Origin of the sequence: Streptomyces sp. NPDC059828, from assembly GCF_042731955.1 — a bacterium.
Lineage (GTDB): Bacteria > Actinomycetota > Actinomycetes > Streptomycetales > Streptomycetaceae > Streptomyces.
The window spans coordinates 230614-251942 of the sequence record NZ_JBHWIW010000001.1; the positions used below are offsets into that span (position 1 = coordinate 230614).

The window sequence follows — 21329 nt, forward strand, 5'->3', positions numbered from 1 at the left end:
CCCGTGCCCCACGAGGGCGGCGAGCTCTCGTGGGGCAGGGGGCCGGGCCTCAGCCGATCTCGATGAGCAGATCGCCCGCTTCGACCTGCTGGATCCTTCCGATGGCCAGGCGCGTGACCATGCCGGCACACTGGGCGGTGATGGACGCCTCCATCTTCATCGCCTCGATCGTGGCCACCGTCTGCCCGGCCGAGACCGTCGCACCCTCCTCGACCTGGAGCGTCACGACACCCGCGAACGGTGCGGGGACATGCCGGTCGTTGCCGCGCTCGGCCTTCTCCGCCGCCTTGACCTCGGTGGCGACGGACTCGTCCCGTACCGACACCGGACGCAGCTGGCCGTTGAGCGTGGCCAGTACCGTGCGGATGCCGCGTTCGTCGGCCTCGGAGATCGCCTCCAGCTGGATCAGCAGGGTGACACCGGCGCCCAGGGTGACCGTGTGCTCGACGTCCGGTTCCAGTCCGTAGAAGAAGTCCTGCGTGGGCAGCACGGAGGTGTCGCCGTACGCCTCGCGGTGGGCCTCGAACTCCTTGGTGGGACCGGGGAACAGCAGCCGGTTCAGCGTCGCCCGGCGCTCCTGGTCCAGCCCCTGGCGGTCCTCGTCGGACAGCGTGGGGGCCGTGGCCTCCCCGGGGCGGCCCTTCAGCGCCCGGGTACGGAACGGCTCGGGCCAGCCGCCGGGCGGGTCGCCCAGCTCACCGCGCAGGAACCCGATCACCGAATCCGGTACGTCGAACTTGCCGGGGTCGGACTCGAAGTCGGCCGCGTCGACTCCCGCTCCCACCAGGTGCAGGGCCAGGTCGCCCACCACCTTCGACGAGGGGGTCACCTTGACCAGCCGGCCCAGCATCCGGTCGGCGGCCGCGTAGCAGTCCTCGATCAGCTCGAACCGGTCGCCGAGGCCCAGCGCGATCGCCTGCTGGCGCAGGTTCGACAACTGTCCACCGGGGATCTCGTGGTGGTAGACCCGGCCGGTCGGCGAGGCCAGCCCGGATTCGAAGGGGGCGTAGACCTTGCGCATCGCCTCCCAGTACGGCTCCAGCGCGCCGACCGCGTCGAGCGAGAGCCCGGTGGCGCGCTCGGTGTGGTCGGTGGCCGCGACGAGCGCCGACAGGGACGGCTGGCTGGTGGTGCCCGCCATCGAGGCCACGGCTGCGTCGACGGCGTCGACACCGGCGTCGATCGCGGCGATCAGCGTGGCGAGCTGGCCGCCGGCCGTGTCGTGGGTGTGCAGGTGCACCGGCAGGTCGAAACGCTCACGCAGTGCGGTCACCAGGGTGCGGGCGGCGGGCGGGCGGAGCAGTCCGGCCATGTCCTTGATGGCCAGTACGTGTGCCCCGGCGTCGACGATCTCTTCGGCGAGGCGCAGGTAGTAGTCGAGGGTGTAGAGCTGTTCGGCCGGGTCGGACAGGTCACCGGTGTAACACAACGCCACCTCGGCCAGCGCGGTGCCGGTGGACCGTACGGCATCGATCGCGGGACGCATCTGCGCGACGTCGTTGAGCGCGTCGAAGATCCTGAAGATGTCCATACCGGTCGCCGCCGCCTCGGCGACGAAGGCATCGGTCACCTCGACGGGGTACGGCGTGTAGCCGACGGTGTTGCGCCCGCGCAGCAGCATCTGCGTACAGATGTTGGGCGCCGCTTCCCGAAGCGCCGCGAGCCGCTCCCACGGGTCCTCGGCGAGGAAGCGCAGGGCCACGTCGTACGTGGCGCCGCCCCAGCACTCCAGGCTCAGCAGCTCCGGGGCCGTACGGGCGACATAGGGGGCGACGGCCACCAGATCGCGCGTCCGCACCCGGGTGGCCAGCAGCGACTGGTGGGCGTCGCGGAAGGTCGTGTCGGTCACCGCGACGGCCCGTTGTGCGCGCAGCTCCGCCGCGAACGCCTCGGGACCGAGGGCCGCGAGACGCTGCCGGGAGCCCGCGGGAGGCTCGCTGCCCAGGGCGACCGGAGGGAGTTTGAGGGCCGGGTCGATGACCTGGGGACGCGGGCCGTGGGGCCGGTTGACGGTGGTCTCCGCGAGATAGCTGAGCATCCGGCTGCCGCGGTCGGCCGACGGGCGCGCCTTCAGCAGCTCCGGGTGGTCGGCGATGAAGCTCGTCGTGACACGGCCCTCACGGAAGACGGGGTGGTCGAGCACGGCGCCGAGGAACGGCAGGTTGGTGGCGACTCCGCGAATGCGGAACTCGGCGATCGCCCGCCGTGCGCGGCGGGCGGCGTTGGTGAAGTCATGACCGTGACAGGTCAGTTTGACCAGCATCGAGTCGAAATGCGCGGACACCTCGGCGCCGGTGTGGACGGTGCCACCGTCGAGCCGCACTCCGGGGCCGCCCGGGGAGCGGTACGCGGAGATGGTGCCGGTGTCGGGGCGGAAGCCGTTGGCGGGGTCCTCGGTGGTGATGCGGCACTGGAGGGCCGTGCCGTTGAGCACGATGTCCTCCTGCGTCAGCCGCAGCTCGGGCAGCGTCTTGCCGGCCGCGATCCGCAGCTGCCCGATGACCAGGTCCCGCCCGGTGACCTGCTCGGTGACCGTGTGCTCCACCTGGATACGCGGGTTCATCTCGATGAACACATGGTTGCCGCGCTCGTCCACGAGGAACTCGACGGTGCCCGCGTTGACGTATCCGATGTGCCGTGCGAACGCTACGGCGTCGGCGCAGATACGGTCACGCAGCTCGGGGTCGAGGTTCGGCGCGGGCGCGATCTCCACGACCTTCTGGTGGCGCCGCTGCACCGAGCAGTCCCGCTCGTACAGGTGGACGACGTTGCCCTGGGCGTCGGCGAGGATCTGCACCTCGATATGGCGGGGGTTGACGACCGCCTGCTCCAGGAAGACGGTGGCGTCCCCGAAGGCCGACTCCGCCTCGCGCATCGCCGCGTCGATCGACTCCCGCAGCTCTTCGGGCGCGGAGACATGCCGCATTCCCCGCCCGCCGCCGCCCGCGACCGCCTTGACGAACACCGGGAACCCGATGGACTGGGCTGCGTCGAGCAGCTGGTCCACGTCCGTGGACGGATCCGAGGACTTCAGCACCGGCACCCCCGCCTCGCGGGCGGCGGCCACGGCACGGGCCTTGTTGCCCGTCAGGTGCAGGACGGAGGCCGGGGGCCCGACGAAGGTGATCCCCGCGTCGGCGCAGGCGGCGGCGAGGTCGGGATTCTCGGACAGGAAGCCGTACCCGGGATAGACGGCGTCCGCACCGGCCTTGCGCGCGGCTTTGATCACTTCGTCGACCGAGAGATAGGCCCGGACCGGGTGACCCTTTTCACCGATCTGGTAGGCCTCGTCCGCCTTGGCCCGGTGGAGCGAGTTGCGGTCCTCGTAAGGGAACACGGCCACCGTGGAGATACCGAGCTCGAACGCCGCGCGGAAGGCGCGGATCGCGATCTCGCCCCGGTTGGCGACCAATACCTTGCGGAACATCGAAGTCCCCTGTCGTGTTGCGGGCGCGCGGCCTCAAGGTGAAGGTGACGATGCCGACCCGACTGCCGGGATCGGCATTCGCTGTTCCCGTGGACGCTACCGATCACCGGCGCCCGCGTCGATCTCCTACCGGGGGGAGCTACGTCACGCGTGTTACGTCCGCTCCCTACAGCTTTGCCCCGATTCCGTCGTCGTGATGTCCCGTCAGGTACGGGCGTACCGGAATCGGCGAACCGCCGCTCCCGGTACGCTGCGGCGCCTACCCGGAACGGGTCGCCGCAACCGTCACCGGCAGCGAGCCGGGTGCGTCGTGGAACGTGTCGTCCGTCTCGCGCACCAGATAGTGGGGGCGCCGCTTGGACTCGTGGTAGATCCGTCCGACGTACTCTCCGACGACGCCGAGGGTGGCGAGCTGGATTCCGCTGAGTGCGACGATGACGGCGACCAACGTGGCGTAACCGGGCGTGTCGACTCCGTTGAGTACGGCGCTCACGGCGATCCACAGCGCGTAGGCGACGGCGGACAGGAACAGCGAGAGTCCGGCGTGGATCGCCAGCCGGAGCGGGCGGCTGTTGAAGGACAGCAGACCGTCGATGCCGTACTCGAGCAGGCGCCGGCCGCCCCATTTGGAACGCCCACCGGCCCTGGGGGCGTTTTGGTAGGTGAAGCTGACCGTGTCGAACCCGATCCAGCAGAAGAGCCCCTTCGAGAAGCGGTTGTTCTCCGGAAGCAGCAGCAGTGCGTCGACCGCGCGGCGCGACAGCAGGCGGAAATCACCTGCGCCGTCGACGAGCGCGACATCCATGAAGTGGTGCACCAGCCGGTAGTAGGTGCGGCTGGCAGCGGTGCGCAGTGCCCCTTCGCCCGTGCGGTCGCGTTGGGCGATCACCTGGTCGTAGCCATGCCGGTGCAGTTCCAGCATGCGAGGGAGCAGTCCGGGCGGATGCTGGAGATCGGCGTCCATCAGGATCACCGCGGCCCCCAGGGACATGCGCATCCCCGCGAACATCGCGGCCTCCTTGCCGAAGTTCCGGCTGAACGAGGTGTAGCGCACCTGCGGTGCGCAAGCGGCGAGCCGACGCAGCTTTTCCAGGGTCCCGTCGCTGCTGCCGTCGTCGACGTAACAGATCTCGTAGCGCTCGGTGGTCTGCTCCAGCACGGCGGTCAGGGCGCTGTGGAAGGTGTCGATGACCTCGCTCTCGTTGAAGCACGGCACGATGACGGAAATCCGGGTGTCTGACACATGCTCAGTGAACATCCGGGGCCGCCGGGAACGGACGGGCGTTTCCCTGAGCGGCTCCAGCTTCACGCGGATGGCCTACGCACCGGTCCGGACACGGGTGTACCCGGCCCCCAGGAGGCGGGGCCGGGTACACCTCGTGGAGAGCAACCTGTCGGCAGAACCCCGGGAGCGATCAGCCACTCGAGCTGGACGCGGGCGTGCCCGAGAGCAGGCCGTCGGCCGGGGCGCCTTGCAGGCTGCGGCACTTCAGGAGCGGCGCAGCAGCACGAAACCGAAGTGGTTGGTCACCGTGGAGTAGCCCCGGGCCCGAGCCGCGTCCAGCGCGTCCCGTTCCTGGAAGAACGACAGCGGCCAGCGGCGGTTCTGCTCCACGAGGGTGTCCACCAGGATCCACTGCGGGTTGGGGCGGCTGTCGCCCCAGCCGAAGAGGCTCACCCTTGTGCGGTCGGCGAGTTGGGGGACCAGGAAGGTGGACGCCTGCACCGTGGCACCGTCGGGGATCAGGCGCATCACGTCACGTGCCGCGCCGATGCGCGGATCACTCTGCCAGGTGGCCGGCTGGACCAGCTTCCAGAGCGGGAACTGCGGGAGGAGGAGCAACGCCACCGCCGCGGCCCCTGCCAGATAGCGCCGCAGACTCCCCATTCCCGGACGGCGCCGGACGAGCGCGTCGATGAACGCCGCGAAGACGATGGTCATCACGACCAGGGAGTAGTGGTAGCTGACTCCCCAGTTCGCCATGTAATAGGAGACGAACCGCCAGGCGAAAGTGGGCACCGCGACCAGGATCAGCGGTGACCGAAGCGCCAGGAACAGCGTCGGCGCGAGTGAGAGCAGAAGGGTCGACGCCTTTTCCATGGGGGTGATGACGCCGATGGTGCCGCGGAACAGAAGGGAGCCCAAGCCGCTGCCCTCGGCAGTGGCGCTCTCAAGACCCGACCAGTGGCCGTAGCCGCCTGTGGGGCTGAACGCGGGAAGGATCACGAGCACCGTCAGGACAGAGGCAACCAGGCCGATACCCGCCGTGATGAGACCGATCCGGCGCTCGCCGCGCCGCGCGATGAGCAGGCCGATGATGCAGACCGCAAGCCCCAGATCCTCCTTGACCAGCAGCAACGGCATGGCCCACCACGCCGCGGCGCGCAGTCGCTCCTGACCGAGCGCTGCCAGCGAACAGGCCAGGAAGGGTGCGGCGAACGCCACTTCGTGAAAGTCGAAGCCCACCGCGCTCGCGACGCCCCAGGACAGCCCATAGGCGGCTCCGATGACCAGGGCAGCGGTCAGCCCCAGCGTCCGGCGCACCCACACGGCCAGCGGGATGACGCTCACGGCCACGAGTGCCGCCTGCACCACCAGCAGCGTCTTGACCGTGGGCCACAGCCAGTAGAGGGGAGCGATGGTGGCGAGAATGGGTGAGAAGTGGTCGCCCAGGACCGGGAAGTCCGGACCCTTGACCTCCGACACGGGGAGTCTGCCGTGCGCGTAGGAGCGGACGACCTGCTCGAAGATCGCCAGATCGAAGCTGTTCGACATCATCCGCTCGTGGATGCGCAGAGACAGCAACATGTACATGAAAAACAGAACGCCCGCCAGGCTCCAGATCTGCCAGCCGGCGCCACGCTCCTCGCCTCGGGAGGTGCCCGCCGCAGGCTTCCGCTTGGGAAGGACTGCCGGCATCCGTGGCCGAAGGGTGCCGTGGGACAGCGCGTTCATGACCAAGCCTGCTCTCTGGTGGGTGGGGCGGACCGAGTCCGCGGCCCGGCGAACCGGGCCGCGGGAGCGGACGGGGAACGTCAGCCGGATACCGGCTGGGGCTTGCGGGACGCCTGGGGCTCCGGCTGCTTCTCGGCCTGTACTTCGGCCTGCTGCGCCGGCTGCTTTCCGGGCCGGTGCTCGGCGTATTTCTCGACCGCGAACGCCTTGTTCTTCACGACCTGTTCGCGAATGTGCTCGGGGAGGTCGGGCAGGGACAGCAGTGCGTCGCAGGCAGCGACGGACTGGTCGTAGGCCCCGACCCAGTAGGCGTTGATCGAGTACTCGAAGACGAGTCCCCACCGGTACACCCAGGGCTGGGTGAACAGGATGTCCTCCGAGGGCATGGCCCTGCCGACGGCACTTCTCAACAACGCGAACGCCGTGTGGTAGCGCCTCATCTTCCGCAGGCGCGAGGCCAGTTCATAGCAGGCCTCGAGGCGCTGCGGGCGGGCCTCCCAGGCCTTGGTGAACGCCTCCACCGCGTACGGCCAATTGGAGTTGGCCGCCTCGAGGATGCCCACCTGGAGCAGGGAGAAGTACACCTCCTCCACCCATCCCCCCATGGCGGCCCGGCGTTCGTACAACTCGATGGCCTCGGTGTTCCGCCCCAGGTCCCGCATGGTCTGTGCCAGGTAGAACACCGTGCGTGAATTGTCCGGATCACGCTGGAGCTCCACGCTGAGCAGCCGTGCATCGCGCTCGAACTTGTCGTGCTTGGATCCGCCGTCACCATGGTCACGAATCACCAGGGCGTCGATGTTCTCCTGGCGCACGTCCTGGTCGCAGGTGAGGAACTCGTGGGTGACACCTTCGTACCGCCACGGCAGATCACCGCGGACCAGCCGCCGGATTCGGTACGACGTGTCGCAGTCATGACGCAGCATGTACGCGTCGGCGGTCAGCGGGGGAAGTTCACCGACGCACTGCAGTTCCAGGTCCGCGTCCAGCAGCAGCACGTAGTCGGCCTTGCCGCGGGCGTGCTGGATGTTCAGGGTGCGGTTGTGCCCGAAATTCACCCAGGGCTCTTCATGCAACTCCCCCGGAATTCCGTCGAGCACCGATCGGATCAGGTCCTGGGTCCCATCGGTGGAGCCGGTGTCGGAAATGACCCAGGTGTCGATGAGCCCTTTCACCGCGGACAGACAGCGCTCGATGACTTTCGACTCGTTCTTGACGATCATGCACAGGCAAATGGACGGCTTCATGATCTCCTCACGGGTGCCACTGCGGACTGCAGGCCCTTACTTGACGGTCACCGATTCGATTACCACGGGATCCTTGGGCTTGCCGTCAGGCGTCCCGCTCCGAGTGCCCTTCGCCCCGATCTCCTTCAGAACATCGAGCCCCCGGATCACCCTTCCGAACGGGGTCCACGACTCGGGCATCCGGACCTGGGGGTCGGCATAGCTGATGAAGAACTGGCTGCCATTGCGCCCGGGAACCACCTTGGACATCGCCACGGTGCCGGCTTTGTAGGTCGCCCCCATCAGGTTCTCGTCCTTGAAGTAGTAGCCGGGGTCGGCGGTACCTTCTCCGGCGGGATCCCCGCATTCCAGTACGAAAATCTGCCGGGTGGACACGCGATGGCAGGTGCTGCCGCTGTAATAGCCATTACGGGCGAGATGGACGAAGGAATTCGTGGCGCAGGGCGCGCTGCCGCCGAAGGACTCGAAGACGACGGCGCCCATGTTGGTGCCCAGCGTCACGGTGTACGGACGGCTGGCCGTCTTGGGGTCGGTGGGCGGCAGGGACACCCGGTGGGCGGGGTCGCTGAGCGTGTACGCGCATGACGCCGGCACCAGGGCAACGGGTCTGGCTTCGGCGTGTTCCTCGGTGAGTGCGACCGCGGTCCATGTCAGCACCGCGCACCCCAGGGTGACGGCGAGTACGGTCTTGCCACGCCGGATCACGTCCGGGGCGCCATGCGGCACGGCGTGACTTCCTTGCGGCTCTGCGGCGGATTCCGGCTCCGGCTGCCGTTCGCTCTCGGGCATCTGCGACATCTGCGCCTCGGTCTGTGGGGTGAAGGTAGACACAGACCTACACACGTCTTACCCCGAGCACCGCCAGCCATGACGCTATGTCACCCGATCCGACCCGACCGGGTGACATCTCTGTCTGCCGCTCGGGTAACCCCCCGCGATGAATCGTGGAGCGATCGACGCCACCTGTACGGCGGTTTCGCAGCCCCGGCAAGCGCGGTGAGCGATCCGACGGACGCGCAGTGGTGGGCCGCTCGCGGAGCTCGTGAGATGAGCCGCGATGGGCATGGCGCACCGCTTTCCTGCTGTCCGGGTGTTCCGGCTGCCGCGCCTGTGTGGACACCACCGTCGCGGTGCCGCCGTAGCAACCCGCGGTGCAGGGGTGCTCGAGCATGTCCTGTCCTTTGGGGTGGCCCTTTCGACGGCGGGTGCGGAGACGCCCTCGCGGACGGCGGCACTCGGCCGCCGTCCGCGAGGTGTTCTCAGGAGGTGGTCTGCTGGGTCAGGTCGTAGAGGGTCGTGTCGCCCACCGTGACCTTCTTGAAGTTCGCCTGCACCCAGGTGCTGATCTGGCTGCCGGCGCTGTCACCGCTGCCGCCGCCCGGGCCCTGGGAGCCTCCGACGATGAAGTAGTGGATCGCTCCCTCGTCCACCAGCGACTTGAAGCCGACCAGCGTCGGGGACGGGTCGTTTCCGTTGAATCCGCCGATCGCCATCACCGGCTTCTCGGTGGCGATCTGGTAGGAGCCCGTCGCATGTGAGCTGAGTCCAGCCGCGACCCAGGTGTACTTGCTCGCGTCCTTCAGCAGCAGTTCCTTGACCTCGCTGCTGACGGACTGGCTCTCGCCGCCGGGCCCGCCCATGCCGCCACCGGGCCTCCCCTGGCCCTGGCCCTGATTCTGTCCCTGTCCCTGGTTCTGGCCTTGTCCCCTACCGGACGGCGGCTGCATGCCCGACGGAGGCTCGATACCGGCCGGCGGCTGGCCCATGCCGCCGGGAGGCTGCTGCCCCGTACCGCCATAGCCAGGCACACCCTGCCCCTGTCCCACGCTCTGCCCCATACCCTGGTTCTGCTCTTGGCCCACGCCGGACGGGGGCTGGCCCATGCCGCCGCCGCGCCCGCCGCCGAACATGCGGGACGAAGCGGGTCCGGCCGTGGGCATTCCGCCCGTGTGCACGGAGTTGAGCGTGGTCAGGGTGTAGGCGAACGGACCCGCCAGCGATGCGGCGACAGCGAGACCCGCGACACCGAGCACCGCGCGCCGCCCCAGCTTGCCGGTGAACAGAAGCCCCACGGCCGCGGCGATACCTGCGACGAGCACCAGCCACTTCAGCGGCCCGTAGTCACTGGTGCGGCCGAGGAGGACGTGTCCCCACACCGCCGTCACGGCGACCGTGGTGCCGAGGACCGGCACGGCCCATTTGGTGCCGGGGCGCTCCCGCCACAGGATGGCCACGCCCATACCGATCAGGACGGCGAGGTAGGGGGCGAGGGCGACCGTGTAGTACTCGTGGAAGACACCCGAGGCGTAGCTGAAGACCACGGCGCTCGTGAGCAGCGCGCCGCCCCAGACCAGGAAGGCGGCGCGGGTCGCGTCCGCCCGTCCGGCCTTGCGGGTGAGGATCAGGCCCGCGCCCAGCAGGATCAGTGCGGCCGGCAGCAGCCAGGAGATCTGGCCGCCGAGGCCGTCGTTGAACAGCCTGTCGATTCCGGTTTCGCCCGTGTTGCCGAAACCGCCACCACCGGGACCGCCTCCGGTACCGCTGCCGGTGTTGCCGCTGACGCGGCTCAGGCCGTTGTAGCCGAAGGTCAGTTCCAGGAAGGAGTTGTCCGTCGAACCGCCGATGTAGGGGCGGGACGACTCGGGCCAGAGCTCGACCAGGGCGACCCACCAGCCGCCCGCGACGACCATCGCGAGCCCGGCGGCCAGCAGCTGCCACAGCCGCTTGAGCGGCTTGACCGGTGCGCAGACGGCGTAGACCAGCGCGAGCGGCGGCAGCACCAGGACCGCCTGGAGCTGCTTGGTCAGGAAGGCGAACCCGATCGCGACGCCCGCCCACACCAGCCACTTCGTGCGACCGCCTTCCAGTGCCCGCTGCACGAAGTACACGCTGAGCGCGAGCAGGAGTGCCAGGAGCGCGTCAGGGTTGTTGTAGCGGAACATGAGCGCGGCGACCGGCGTCAGCGCGAGGACCGCACCGGCAAGCAGCCCGGCCCCGGGCCCGGACTGGCGCCGTACCGCGGTGTACACCACGGCCACGGTCAGTACGCCCATGATCACCTCGGGGACGAGGATCGACCACGAGTTCAGTCCGAAGATCCACACCGACAGGTCCATCGGCCACAGCGAGGCCGGGGGTTTGTCGACCGTGATCGAGTTCGCGCCGTCGAGCGAGCCGAACAGGAACGCCTTCCCGCTCACGCTGCCCGCCTGGGCGGCCGCGGTGTAGTAGGAGTTCGCCCACCCGGAGGCGCTGAGGTTCCACAGGTACAGCAGTCCGGTGGCCAGCAGCAGCCCGATCAGGGCGGGACGCGCCCAGCGGGGGTCACCGGGCCTGCCCTGCCTCAGCCGGGTCAGGAGGGCGCCGCCCCGGGCGTGCCGGGCCGGGGTCACGACGGGGTCGTCATCCCGGTGCGGCGGTGGGCCGGTCTCGATGCGGTCGGAGGGTGCGGTGGTCATCGTGTGTTCCTTGCTGTGTGGCCGTCGGGGCGCGGTCGTGCGGTGGCGGTCCAGCTCGTCTCCGCGGCGTCGTCGGCGCGGCCGTGCTGTGCGTCGCCGTCGGGCGAGGCGGCGTCCGCGTAGTAGTGCGGCAGAGGGCGGTAGACGATCGGGGTTGTCTCGTCCAGGGGGTGGCGCGGTTCCCGGTCGTGGGAAACCGGCTCGGATGACGGTGCGGTCCGCGCATGGGCTCCTCGGCTGCCCTGGGCGAAGACCCAGGTGCGCAGCAGCAGGAACCGCACGAGGGTCGCGGCGAGGTTGGCGACGATCAGGACGGTGAGCTCGGCAGCGTGCGAGGTCTTGCCCCCCGCGGCGTCGAGTGCCGCGAGCGAGCCGCTGGTCAGCAACAGGCCGACCGCGAAGACCAGCAGGCCCTGGGCCTGGTGCCGCAGCGCATGCTCACGTCCGCGTACACCGAAGGTCAGCCGACGATTGGCCGCCGTGTTGGCGACAGCCGACACCAGCAGGGCGAGTGCGTTGGCGGCCTGGGCGCCCATGCCGAGCCGGAAGAGGGAGTACAGCACCAGGTAGAAGGCGGTGGACAGGGCGCCGACCATGCAGAAGCCGACGAGCTGGCGGGCGAGCCCCGTCGGGACGCCGGGCAGTTCCGTGTCCCGGGGGTCGTCGCCGAACGGGCGGCGCAGCCGGTGCAGCGCGATCTTGCCGGTGGCGAGTGCCTTGCCGACCCGCCAGACGCCCTTGAGGTCCTCGGTCGCGGTCCTGACGATGTTCACGCTCGAGTTCGGGTCGTCGATCCAGTCGACCGGGACCTCGTGGATCCGCAGCCCGGCGCGCTCGGCGACCACGAGCATCTCGGTGTCGAAGAACCAGTTGGTGTCCTGGACCAGGGGCAGCAGCACCTGTGCCACCTCGCGACGGATCGCCTTGAATCCGCACTGCGCGTCGGAGAAGCGGGCGCTGAGCGAACGGCGCAGGATCTGGTTGTAGGCCCGGGAGATGAACTCCCGCTTCGGGCCGCGCACGACCCGGGAGCCACCGGCCAGCCGGGTGCCGACCGCGAGGTCGGAGTGGCCGGAGATCAGCGGTGCGACCAGCGGGAACAGCGCGTTGAGGTCCGTCGAGAGGTCGACGTCCATGTAGGCCAGGACCGGCGCGTCGGAGGCTCCCCAGACGGTGCGCAGGGCACGTCCGCGACCCTTTAGCTCCAGACGGAACAGGCTCACCTCGGCGACCTCGCGCGCCAGCCGGGCGGCGATCTCCGGGGTGCGGTCGGTGGAGGCGTTGTCCGCGACGGTGATACGGAAGTCGTAGGGGAAGGTGCGCACCAGGTGCTCGTGCAGTCGGCGCACGCACCCTTCGATGTCCTTCTCCTCGTTGTGGACCGGTATCACCACGTCGAGAACGGGTGGTCCGGGCGTCGCTACGGGGATGTGCTCCCGCGCGGGGAGAATTCCCATCCAGGAGTCCGTGTGCATGGTTCCGACCCTCCAGTAGTGCCCTGTCACATCGGTGTGGTGAAGCTGTGCGGCGCCTGTGAGTCCCGTTGGCGCCCTGATCCCGGTCTTGCGGGCCAGGGGCTGGCGGGCCGGTCCGTCACGCCGTCACGGCCCCGCGGCCTGCTCGTACGAAGTCCGTCAGCCAGCGCCGGAAGTCGGGCCCCAGGTCGGGGCGCTCGCAGGCGAGCTCGACGATCGTGCGGAGGTAGGAGGCGCGGTCGCCTGTGTCGAAACGGCGGCCGGAGAAGATCACGCCGTGCACGGGGTGGTCGCCCGAGATCGCCAGCTCCCTGAGTGCGTCAGTCAGCTGGATCTCACCGCCGTGACCGGGTTCGGCCGTCTCCAGCAGGTCGAATACGGCCGGGTCAAGGACGTAGCGGCCGATCACCGCGTAGGTGCTGGGGGCTGCCCCATGGGCCGGCTTCTCGACGAGGTCGAGCACCCGTACGAGCGGATCACCGGCACCCTCCGCGTGGTCCGGACCATCCGCGTGGCCGGCCTCGTCGGCCGGCTCGACGGCCGCGCATCCGTAGAGGTGGGTCTGGTCGGGCGCCACCTCCATCAGGGCAACGACGCTGCCGCCATGGCGTGCTCGCACCCGCAGCATCTGCTCGAGCAGCCCCTCGCCGGGGCCGATGAGGTCGTCTCCCAGGAGTACGGCGAAGGGCTCGTTGCCGACGTGGCTGCGCGCGCACAGGACGGCATGGCCGAGGCCGAGCGGTTCGCCCTGGCGCACGTGGTGCATATGAGCCAGTCGGTTCACTCGGCGCACAGCGTCCAGGCGGGCGGTGTCGCCCTTGGCGGTGAGCGCGTGCTCCAGCTCCGTGTTGCTGTCGAAGTGGTCCTCCACCGCCCGCTTGTTACGCCCCGTGATCATGAGGACGTCCTCGAGCCCGGCGGCCGCCGCTTCTTCGACGACGTACTGGATCGCCGGCTTGTCGACGACCGGCAGCATCTCCTTGGGAGTCGCCTTCGTCGCCGGCAGGAACCGCGTGCCCAGTCCGGCCACAGGGATCACCGCCTTGGTCACCGTGGCGGTCGCCTCGGGCGCGGTCGCGGCGGAGAGGGCGGTGGAGGTGGTTGCGTTCATGGACGCCACATTCACCCGCGAGGTTAGGCGCGACCTGTGGGGCACCTGGGGTGGACCCATGTGTTCGCGCCGGTGCCGGTCACCGGGATCCGCCGCTGATCGGCACCTCACCTGGATGCCCGTCTGGGGTGGCTGGGGCCTGCCGCCTCACGGATGCTGACCGGGAAGCGGGCCCTCGGGTGACACACGGTCACATGCCCGCATTCCTCACCAGGAGACGCACCATGCGCCATGTCATACGTCTTGGTCTGAGCGCGGCCACCGGTCTGGCCACCGCTCTCTGCTGCGCTTCCGCGGCGGTGGCCACCACCCCGAGCCCTGACACCGGCTATCCCAAGCCGCCCCGCGACAAGACGGAGAACATCAAACTGACGGCGGTGCCGACCCAGCTCACCTTCATTGACGTGGATCCTCCGGGGAGCAGCCAGGGCGACCAGCTCGTCGCCACCGGCAACCTCCTCAAGTCCAGCAGCGAGGTGGGGCAGTTCGACGAGGTCTGCACGGTGACCCGTCCGGGATCCGACGGCCCGAACGCCTTCCAGTGCCAGGTCACCCTGACGCTGCCCGAGGGGCAGATCACCCTGCAGGGCGTGTTCACCGTGCCCGGCTCCGAAACGGGCGCCGTTGCCGGCCCTGTCGCCGACTCCGACCCCGCGCCCGGACGCATCACCCTGGCGGTCACGGGAGGCACCGGGCGCTACCGCACGGCCCAGGGCTATGTCGACGCCACCAACACGAGTGGGCCGGAGACCGAGCTCACGGTGCATCTCGTCCACTGACCGGCGACCGAACCGATCCGAAGCACCCGGGCGGCCGGCCCGGGTGCTTCGGCGCATGGGGCCGCCGGTCCGGAACACCGCTCGTCCGGGCGCGGCAGCCTGGGGTGCCCATCCGGCCACACGCCCGGCCCGGGCGATCTACGATCGCCTACGCTCCGGGGGCGTGCAGCCGCCCGCTCAAGGCGCGCCCGGCCTCGCCGTGCGAGGTCCGGCACCGCGATCGGAGTCCATCCCCGGAGTATCTGCGGCCAGTGCCGGTCATGCAGATCCCGGCATCGAAGTGAAGAGCCGCGAGCCGATTCACAGCTGACTCCTCACCAGCTCACAGCGGGCTCCTTGGCCGGTATTCACAGTGCCGGCGCATCCACGTCAGCCCTACATTCGCGTCACTCCACCCGGGCTCCGTTCGGCAGCACAAGGCAGGCACGAAATCCAGCGGTCACCACACACGGCGAAATCTGTCATGTACACGTCATCACGCCTGCGCTGGAGCAGATCACGCAGCGTGTTTCGTCCCGGCCGTACATCCCCTCACATCTGCGCCCCAAGGATTGGAAGACGTCATGGATGAGTCCCAACGCTCCGCGCCGGAGGCCAAGCCGGCCCCTGCCCCTCCCGGCGGCCACGACGGCGGGGCAGGTGCAGCACACCTCACAAGTCCCACCCGCCGTGGAGTGCTGCGGGGTGGCGCGCTCGCCGCCGCGGTGGCGGCGCTCGAGGTACTCAAGAACTCCTCGGTGGTACCGACCAGAATGACGTCCGCGGCAGCAGCCGCCCCTGCCGCGGCGGCGGCCGTCCTACCCGACATCCAGTTCGACATAGCGGACTACGTCGGCCCCGTCACCACGGTCGACGGCATCGAGGTCCAGATGGGCCCGGTCCACACGGTCTTCGCGACGGCACGGCTGCTGCGCCCGCCCACCCGCGGCGACCAGATCAGACTGAGCTCCGCGCTCTCGACCATCGAGCGCGCCTACGCCTTCTCCCCGTCGGGTGTGTTCACCTTCGTCGGCTACGGACTGCCGTACTTCGGCAAGATGCCCGGGGGGCTCCACGGACCGCTGGTTTCGGCGTACATGCCGCGCCTGAGATCCTCGACCAGACGCTACGTGCTGGAAGAGGCCGTAGCCGGCCCCACCGACGTCTCCCCGGCGAATCCGCGGATCACCAAGCGTCGGTTCAACGTGCCGGTGTCCATCGAGGGCAACGACCTGCTGTTCACCTTGCGCAGCGACAACGCCGCCAACATCCAGGACGTCCTGAGGTGGCTGGGCGGCAGCAACAGACTGGCCGGCCGGCCGCAGACCTCGCCGCTCCTCTCCGACCTGCTGACCTTCACCTCCAGCAGGGCGATGTTCACCCAGATCGGCCTGCCGAGGAAGGTGGCCGACGCCAACAGACTGGTCTACGCGTTCATGGTCAACCCGCGCTCGCCGATGTGGATGGGCTTCGCCGACCAGCAGACCTCCGGTACCAGCCCCGCCGGCGCCGTCACCTTCCAGTCGAGCTCGCTGACCACCGCCCGCCCCGGCGACTACTTCGGCAACGGTTCGGTCCAGCACCTCTCGCACGTCATCATGGACCTCCAGCAGTTCTACGACGTCGACGACAAGGGCGTCCCCGGGGACGACGCCATGTACACCGAGCGCGTCCAGTACATGTTCCGCTCCACCCCGCCGCCCTCGGAGGGCAACGCGGACCAGTACACCGACGGTGGCGGTCCCGCCTTCCTGGAGAACACCTTCCAGGGCACGGACGACGCGCTGCGCAGCGCCCAGGGCATCGGTACGCCGGAAGGCGAGCACCGGATCGGGCACCTGTCATGCCTCCAGCGCTCCTCCCGTACCGCCTCCGGGCAGCCCCTCCATGTGCGCATGGACGGACCGGGCTACGACGGCATGGACGTCCCGGACGGCTCCGCACAGCCGAAGCTCCAGTTCACCGTGTTCGTGCCGACCGCGGAGTTCTTCCGCGTCATGCGCAGCAACCAGGCGTCACTCGACCTGGCCGAGGAGAACGACGTGGAAGAGGACGAGAACGGTCTCGAGCGCTTCCTGACCGCCACCCGGCGGCAGAACTTCCTCACCCCGCCACGACTCCACCGCTCCTTCCCGCTGGTCGAGTTCATCTGACCGGCATACTGCGCGCGCTCCGGCCCTCCGCAGTGCCGCGAGCAGGCCGGGGTGCGCGTCAAGGCGATCAGGCCCGCAACGGGTGCTTCCCACTGGTCCGTTCAGGGGCATACGCGACGCGGCGACCCGTAACCTCCGGACAACGCACCGAAGTGCTGATAACAAGCCATACGTAAGTGAACAGACCGATATGCGAAGAACGCGGTCTGTTCGACAAGCACTGTGGAGGTTTTCGATGTTCCGTCTCGTCAAAAGCACGGTCGTGGCCCTGGCCGTCGGTGCGGCCACCATCGGCGGGGCCACGGCCGCGTCGGCCGACACCGGAGCGCAGGGAGTGGCCGCCGACTCCCCCGGGATCCTGTCGGGCAACGTCATCCAGGTGCCCATCGACATCCCCATCGCCGCCTGCGGCAACTCGCTCGGCGTGATCAGCATGCTCAACGGCACCAGCGGCAATGTCTGTCTCAACGGCAGCGCGAGTGACGACGACGGCGCGTCAGACGGCGCGATGGCCGTGGGCGCTGCCACCGGCTCCCCCGGGATCCTGTCGGGCAACGTCATCCAGGTGCCGGTCCACGTGCCGGTCGCCGCCTGCGGCAACTCCGTCAGCGTGATCGGCATGCTGAACCCGACCGCTGGAAACGCCTGCGTCAACTCCTGACCATGCGTGCGCCGGTCCGCCGTGGCACCTCGTCGCGGCGGACCGGCACACACCCGCCAGTTCCTGAGCAGGCGCAGCGAACGCTCAGGCGACACTGGTGAGATACATCCCCGATTCGTCCTTGCCCGCTGTGTTCCGGCAGGCGTAGTCCCCTGTCGGCTGCGCGTGGATCAGGCCGAGGCAGCGCCCCAGGGCACGCTGGGCGTAGTAGTTCGGGTGGAACGACTCCTGCAAGGTTCCCTGCGCCGCCCCGCTGACCAGGAAGCGCGCCCATTCGCTGGTGGTCGCCGAAGGTCCCTGCGACGAGGTGGCCAGGCGTGTCGCCTTGGCGCACACCTCTCGCCCCTGGAGCATGTCCTGGAGGTCGAGGAACTGGACTCCCTCGGACTCGGCGACCGCCCGCACCTCGGCGGCGTACTCCGGGATGAACTCATCACGTGCCCAGTCGGCGTCCCTGTTCCAGAACGGGCAGCCCCCCGTGGTCAGCCTGGACCAGCCGCTCTGCGCGTACCGGATTTCGGAGCCGCGCGGAATCGGCGACGGGGCCGACTGCAGGACGATGCGATAGTCGCCGGAAGCGTATCCTGCGGACCACATCACGGACCGGATCTCCTGGACGGACTTGGCGACGCCCGCCATCGCGGAGTCCATGCGCTGGTCGACCTTCTCCCCCTGGTCGTCGTGGCAGTAGGAGTACAGGAGCGAGTAGTCCTCGACGCAGTTGGTGATGACGTCGCTGAAGCCGAGGTCGTTACCGCCGATCGAGAGCGCGATCAGCTTGACCCGGTACTGCGCGGCGACCGTGGCGAGCTGGTCGGCCTGCGGTCTCTCACCGTTGAGTGACTCACCACCACTGGCGGCCCGGATGACGTTGCCGGTGGTGGCGCCGGAGCAGGCGAGATTGATCGCCACGTCGGCGATCCCGGTGGCACTGAGCACCTCGGCGGAGTCGGAGCGGTCACACCCGCTGGAGTAGGTGCCGCCGTACACGGTGGTGGGGTCGTAGCTCTTGCCGTTGTAGGCGCGGTCCGTCCCGTTGCGGCTGCCGGACTGTGTGTTGCTGTTGCCCTGCCACCGGCCGGCTTCCCCGGAGATGAAGCTGTCCCCCATCGACACCACGGCGGTCTGCGTAGGTGACGCGCTTGCCTGTGCGGGGGCGGCAGCGCAGGTGAGCGTGCCGGAGAGGGCGAGGGCGGAGGTGAGGACCGCGGCGGGCCGCCGCAGGGACATGGCGTGGAATCCGGGCATGGAGATGCTCCTGCATCCTGGCCGTGCCGATCTCACGGGTCAGCACGGAGCGTTGACGGAAACGCACGCCGGCCGGGCGCGAGAGGAATCTGGCACGGCCCCTTTGTTACCGCAAGGTAGCCGGCGATATTTCATATCTGTCTCATAGGCAGCGATGGATCTTCCGCCCTGGCACCGGAGGGACGGTCGCCCGGGGCGGCGCTACGAGCCCGCCGGTGGGCCATCCCCCACGGATGTGCAGAGTGCTCGACAACTCCCGTCGCCGCGACTGCACTTGACGCAGCCGTCCGCATTCCGAACGGAGGGGATGCAAGGACACATCAGCCCTCCGCCTGCGATCCGGACGACCCCGCCGTCGTCCGCGCCAGGACGACGGAGGGCGGTTGTATACCAAACCGAGATGTACCGACCGGCTCAGGACCGCGCAAAAGGCACCCGCATCCGGCCATCCCACTCATTCACTCCGTGCGATCCGACGCTCCTCAGATCGCGATTGCCGCGTGAGTAGTGGTTGCCCTACGGCAGGCTCAACCGGACCGCCAGGATCAGCGCTGATACCGGCCCGGCGTGTCACGACGTGTCCCGGCAGCCGGCCGAAGGCTCGCCGCACTCCGCGCCCGCGCCCGCGCATCCCGTAGGACCGGGCGACGGAATCCCGGTCGGCCTTGGTCCACCTCGACGCCACCTCGACATCCTCCCCGTGTGGCGCCCCCTCGCCGCTCACCGGGTCGTGAGCCGCCATTGAGTACCGCCTACTCACGCCACCCCTCGCCCGCAAGGACAAGATCGACCGCACAGAGGTTCGACGGTACGCATGCAACAAGGGGGGAACGGGATGACATCCAGGAAAGCAGCACAGGGAATCGCGCTGAGTGTGCTGACGAGCGCCTCGCTTCTCGGTTCACTGGCGCTGGCGCCGACCGCGTCCGCCGCCACGTCATGGGAGAGCGGCTGCACAAGGGCGTCCTACCTGAACGCCAACACCTGGGGCTACCGCGTGTGCGACGCCCCGGACATCGATCAGGGCCGAGCGGGTGCCCCGGGCGACGGCGGCTCGTACTGCGCCCCCGCCGCCTCGCTCAACGCGCTGTTCTGGCTGGACAAGCACGGATATCCGAACTTGCTCACCGGCGACTACGACCCCACCTCCAGCGCCGACCCGGACTATTCGGAGGTGACCGCCAAAATGATCCGCATGGGTGAGCGGATGGACACGGACTCTCCCGGGGGAACCACGACGGACGACCTCATCGACGGGGTCCGGTCCCTCGTCGAAGAGAAGGGGTACGGGAGCAGGATCAGTGTGCTGAGCGCCTCCTTCGAGGACGACGACAAGGACGCCGCGTCGATCAGCCGCACGCTGGTCGCGCTCACCAACGGCGGGCGGGGCATGCTCGTCGCCCGTCTCGGCAGGTACGACGACGACGGCGACCGCGTCAGCGGCCACTTCGTGACCGTCGTGGGGGCCGAGGGCGGGAAGAACACAACGGCCTACAGGCCCACGGTCATCCTCCACAACCCCGCGGGCGGTGGCGACATCAGGACCCAGTCGGAGACCACCTCGGACAGCCACACCCTCGGCGCGAACGACGGCAACGGCCCGGCGATCACCCGCTACGGCTCCCCCGCCGTGACGGTGCGTCTGGAAGGTGTCGTCGCCATCATGCCGAACCCGTGAGAAGAAGCAGGAGCACGATCGATGAGCAGTGAACGCAGGGACTTTCTCAGGACGACGGGAGCCGTGGCCCTTGGCGCCGCGGTGGCCACAGCCACCTCCACGGCCGGGACGGCTCGCGCCGCCGCGCCGGCGACCGCCACCGGCCTTCCGCCGTCGCTGATCTCCCCCTGGCGGGCCGCATCGGATCCCCAGATCACCAGGTGGGAGCACGCGAAGAGTTCCTCCTTCGAGCAGGACTGGACGGTCGACTTCCAGGGAATGTGCACCGACGGCCGGTACTGGTACGTCGTCTCCAACTACGAGAACGCCAACCGCAGGCGTGTCTACAAGCTCAGCTTCGACCTGCGGACCGTTGTCGGTTACCTCGGTGCGCCCTCGAGCTACCTGCACATCGGCTCGCCCACGTACGACAGCGAGCGCAGGCTGGTCTACGTCCCCACTCACGAGGGGACGGAGCCGACCATGATCTGGAAGATCAATCCGGACCCCCTCACCACCCATTCCCAGGTCAGGATGCTGGGGCGGACGTCCGGGTCCCGCTCTCCTCAGAAGTGGAAGAACCCCTGGCTGGCGTACAACTCGTTCGACAGGCTGGTCTACAGCTCCTGGTCGGGGAGCATCCTGGACGACGACTCCCTGCCGAGGGCCGAGAAGATCTGGGGGTACGACAGGGACACCGGTCTGCTGGTGAAGGAGATCGGTCTTCCGAGCGGCCTGCACCACGTACAGGGCGGCACCTTCGGGTACGGCGGGCGGAATCTGTTCCTGGCCTCCGACTACCCCGAGGCGTCCAACGGGAGGAAGCACATCTACAGCTATGACTTCACCAACGTCCGGGACGGCGACACGACTCGGTCCTGGGGGAAGATCGCCATCCCGCACTCCGACGACGAGGTGGAGTGCGTGACTCTGGCCCACCTGGACTGGAGCGACGCCCGGGACACCTACATCACCGTGGGAATCCTGGACGACGACTGGCCCAGCCGCGATGACGTCTACTTCAGGCACTTCTGGGTTCCGTCACCTGCCGACCTCTGACCGGACCCGACCGACGCGGAAGTGGGGGGGGGGGGGGGGGGGCGGCGGGGGCGCCGCCAGCGGCCGGGGTGGCGGCGCCGGGGGCGGCGCGGGGGGGGGGCGGGGGGGGAGGGGGGGGT

14 protein-coding genes are annotated in these 21329 nt (G+C 69.1%); 5 read left to right on the forward strand and 9 right to left on the reverse strand.

Features of this window, described 5'->3' with window-relative positions:
- Positions 1 to 49 precede the first annotated feature (49 nt).
- The 8 genes from ACFV6V_RS00900 to ACFV6V_RS00935 form a co-directional block, all read right to left on the reverse strand.
- A complete protein-coding gene (locus ACFV6V_RS00900; protein ID WP_385557076.1) occupies positions 50 to 3427 on the reverse strand; it encodes a pyruvate carboxylase in 3378 nt (1125 codons plus the stop codon).
- A gap of 259 nt (positions 3428 to 3686) precedes the next feature.
- Positions 3687 to 4685, reverse strand: a complete 999-nt coding sequence (locus ACFV6V_RS00905) for a glycosyltransferase family 2 protein (protein ID WP_385557079.1) — start codon at positions 4683 to 4685, stop codon at positions 3687 to 3689.
- 231 nt (positions 4686 to 4916) lie between these two features.
- Complete coding sequence (locus ACFV6V_RS00910) at positions 4917 to 6242, reverse strand: DUF2079 domain-containing protein (protein ID WP_385557082.1); 1326 nt, start codon at positions 6240 to 6242, stop codon at positions 4917 to 4919.
- Positions 6243 to 6463: 221 nt separating this feature from the next.
- Positions 6464 to 7630, reverse strand: a complete 1167-nt coding sequence (locus ACFV6V_RS00915; protein ID WP_385557085.1) for a glycosyltransferase — start codon at positions 7628 to 7630, stop codon at positions 6464 to 6466.
- A gap of 36 nt (positions 7631 to 7666) precedes the next feature.
- Positions 7667 to 8356: a peptidylprolyl isomerase gene (locus ACFV6V_RS00920; protein ID WP_385557088.1), complete on the reverse strand. Its 690-nt coding sequence runs from the start codon at positions 8354 to 8356 to the stop codon at positions 7667 to 7669.
- 533 nt (positions 8357 to 8889) lie between these two features.
- Complete coding sequence (locus ACFV6V_RS00925; protein WP_385557091.1) at positions 8890 to 11088, reverse strand: ArnT family glycosyltransferase; 2199 nt, start codon at positions 11086 to 11088, stop codon at positions 8890 to 8892.
- Entirely contained in the window at positions 11085 to 12563 is a 1479-nt protein-coding gene (locus ACFV6V_RS00930) for a glycosyltransferase (protein ID WP_385557094.1), read from the reverse strand. Before ACFV6V_RS00930 ends, ACFV6V_RS00925 begins: the two co-directional genes overlap by 4 nt.
- Positions 12564 to 12681: 118 nt before the next feature.
- Complete coding sequence (locus ACFV6V_RS00935) at positions 12682 to 13674, reverse strand: UTP--glucose-1-phosphate uridylyltransferase (RefSeq protein WP_385557097.1); 993 nt, start codon at positions 13672 to 13674, stop codon at positions 12682 to 12684.
- Between the two features lie 194 nt (positions 13675 to 13868).
- Between ACFV6V_RS00935 and ACFV6V_RS00940 the strand changes: the two genes are divergently transcribed.
- From ACFV6V_RS00940 to ACFV6V_RS00950, 3 genes are all read left to right on the forward strand, one after another.
- Positions 13869 to 14453, forward strand: a complete 585-nt coding sequence (locus ACFV6V_RS00940; RefSeq protein WP_385557100.1) for a hypothetical protein — start codon at positions 13869 to 13871, stop codon at positions 14451 to 14453.
- Positions 14454 to 15016: 563 nt separating this feature from the next.
- Positions 15017 to 16585, forward strand: coding sequence for a hypothetical protein (locus ACFV6V_RS00945; RefSeq protein ID WP_385557102.1), 1569 nt, complete (start codon positions 15017 to 15019; stop codon positions 16583 to 16585).
- Between the two features lie 235 nt (positions 16586 to 16820).
- The gene (locus ACFV6V_RS00950; protein ID WP_385557105.1) at positions 16821 to 17246 is read left to right on the forward strand and encodes a chaplin; all 426 of its coding nucleotides are present in this window, start codon (positions 16821 to 16823) and stop codon (positions 17244 to 17246) included.
- Positions 17247 to 17330: 84 nt separating this feature from the next.
- Here ACFV6V_RS00950 and ACFV6V_RS00955 read toward each other — a convergent pair whose 3' ends face one another.
- Positions 17331 to 18494, reverse strand: coding sequence for a GDSL-type esterase/lipase family protein (locus ACFV6V_RS00955; RefSeq protein WP_385557108.1), 1164 nt, complete (start codon positions 18492 to 18494; stop codon positions 17331 to 17333).
- An 835-nt stretch (positions 18495 to 19329) separates the two neighbouring features.
- On the opposite strand from ACFV6V_RS00955, the gene ACFV6V_RS00960 reads away from it, so the two are divergent.
- Both ACFV6V_RS00960 and ACFV6V_RS00965 read left to right on the forward strand, forming a co-directional pair.
- On the forward strand, positions 19330 to 20172 hold the full coding sequence (locus ACFV6V_RS00960) for a hypothetical protein (protein WP_385557111.1): 843 nt from the start codon (positions 19330 to 19332) through the stop codon (positions 20170 to 20172).
- A 21-nt stretch (positions 20173 to 20193) separates the two neighbouring features.
- A complete protein-coding gene (locus ACFV6V_RS00965; RefSeq protein WP_385557113.1) occupies positions 20194 to 21210 on the forward strand; it encodes a hypothetical protein in 1017 nt (338 codons plus the stop codon).
- Positions 21211 to 21329 lie beyond the last annotated feature (119 nt).

What these genes read in the sequence shown, in the direction of transcription:
- ACFV6V_RS00960 (WP_385557111.1), top strand. Translation starts at nt 19,330, where the DNA reads ATGACATCCAGGAAAGCAGCACAGGGAATCGCGCTGAGTGTGCTGACG.
- ACFV6V_RS00955 (WP_385557108.1), bottom strand. Translation starts at nt 18,494, where the DNA reads ATGCCCGGATTCCACGCCATGTCCCTGCGGCGGCCCGCCGCGGTCCTC.
- ACFV6V_RS00930 (WP_385557094.1), bottom strand. Translation starts at nt 12,563, where the DNA reads ATGCACACGGACTCCTGGATGGGAATTCTCCCCGCGCGGGAGCACATC.
- ACFV6V_RS00950 (WP_385557105.1), top strand. Translation starts at nt 16,821, where the DNA reads ATGTTCCGTCTCGTCAAAAGCACGGTCGTGGCCCTGGCCGTCGGTGCG.
- ACFV6V_RS00925 (WP_385557091.1), bottom strand. Translation starts at nt 11,088, where the DNA reads ATGACCACCGCACCCTCCGACCGCATCGAGACCGGCCCACCGCCGCAC.
- ACFV6V_RS00905 (WP_385557079.1), bottom strand. Translation starts at nt 4,685, where the DNA reads ATGTTCACTGAGCATGTGTCAGACACCCGGATTTCCGTCATCGTGCCG.
- ACFV6V_RS00910 (WP_385557082.1), bottom strand. Translation starts at nt 6,242, where the DNA reads ATGTACATGTTGCTGTCTCTGCGCATCCACGAGCGGATGATGTCGAAC.
- ACFV6V_RS00900 (WP_385557076.1), bottom strand. Translation starts at nt 3,427, where the DNA reads ATGTTCCGCAAGGTATTGGTCGCCAACCGGGGCGAGATCGCGATCCGC.
- ACFV6V_RS00935 (WP_385557097.1), bottom strand. Translation starts at nt 13,674, where the DNA reads ATGAACGCAACCACCTCCACCGCCCTCTCCGCCGCGACCGCGCCCGAG.
- ACFV6V_RS00965 (WP_385557113.1), top strand. Translation starts at nt 20,194, where the DNA reads ATGAGCAGTGAACGCAGGGACTTTCTCAGGACGACGGGAGCCGTGGCC.
- ACFV6V_RS00915 (WP_385557085.1), bottom strand. Translation starts at nt 7,630, where the DNA reads ATGAAGCCGTCCATTTGCCTGTGCATGATCGTCAAGAACGAGTCGAAA.
- ACFV6V_RS00945 (WP_385557102.1), top strand. Translation starts at nt 15,017, where the DNA reads ATGGATGAGTCCCAACGCTCCGCGCCGGAGGCCAAGCCGGCCCCTGCC.
- ACFV6V_RS00940 (WP_385557100.1), top strand. Translation starts at nt 13,869, where the DNA reads ATGCCCGCATTCCTCACCAGGAGACGCACCATGCGCCATGTCATACGT.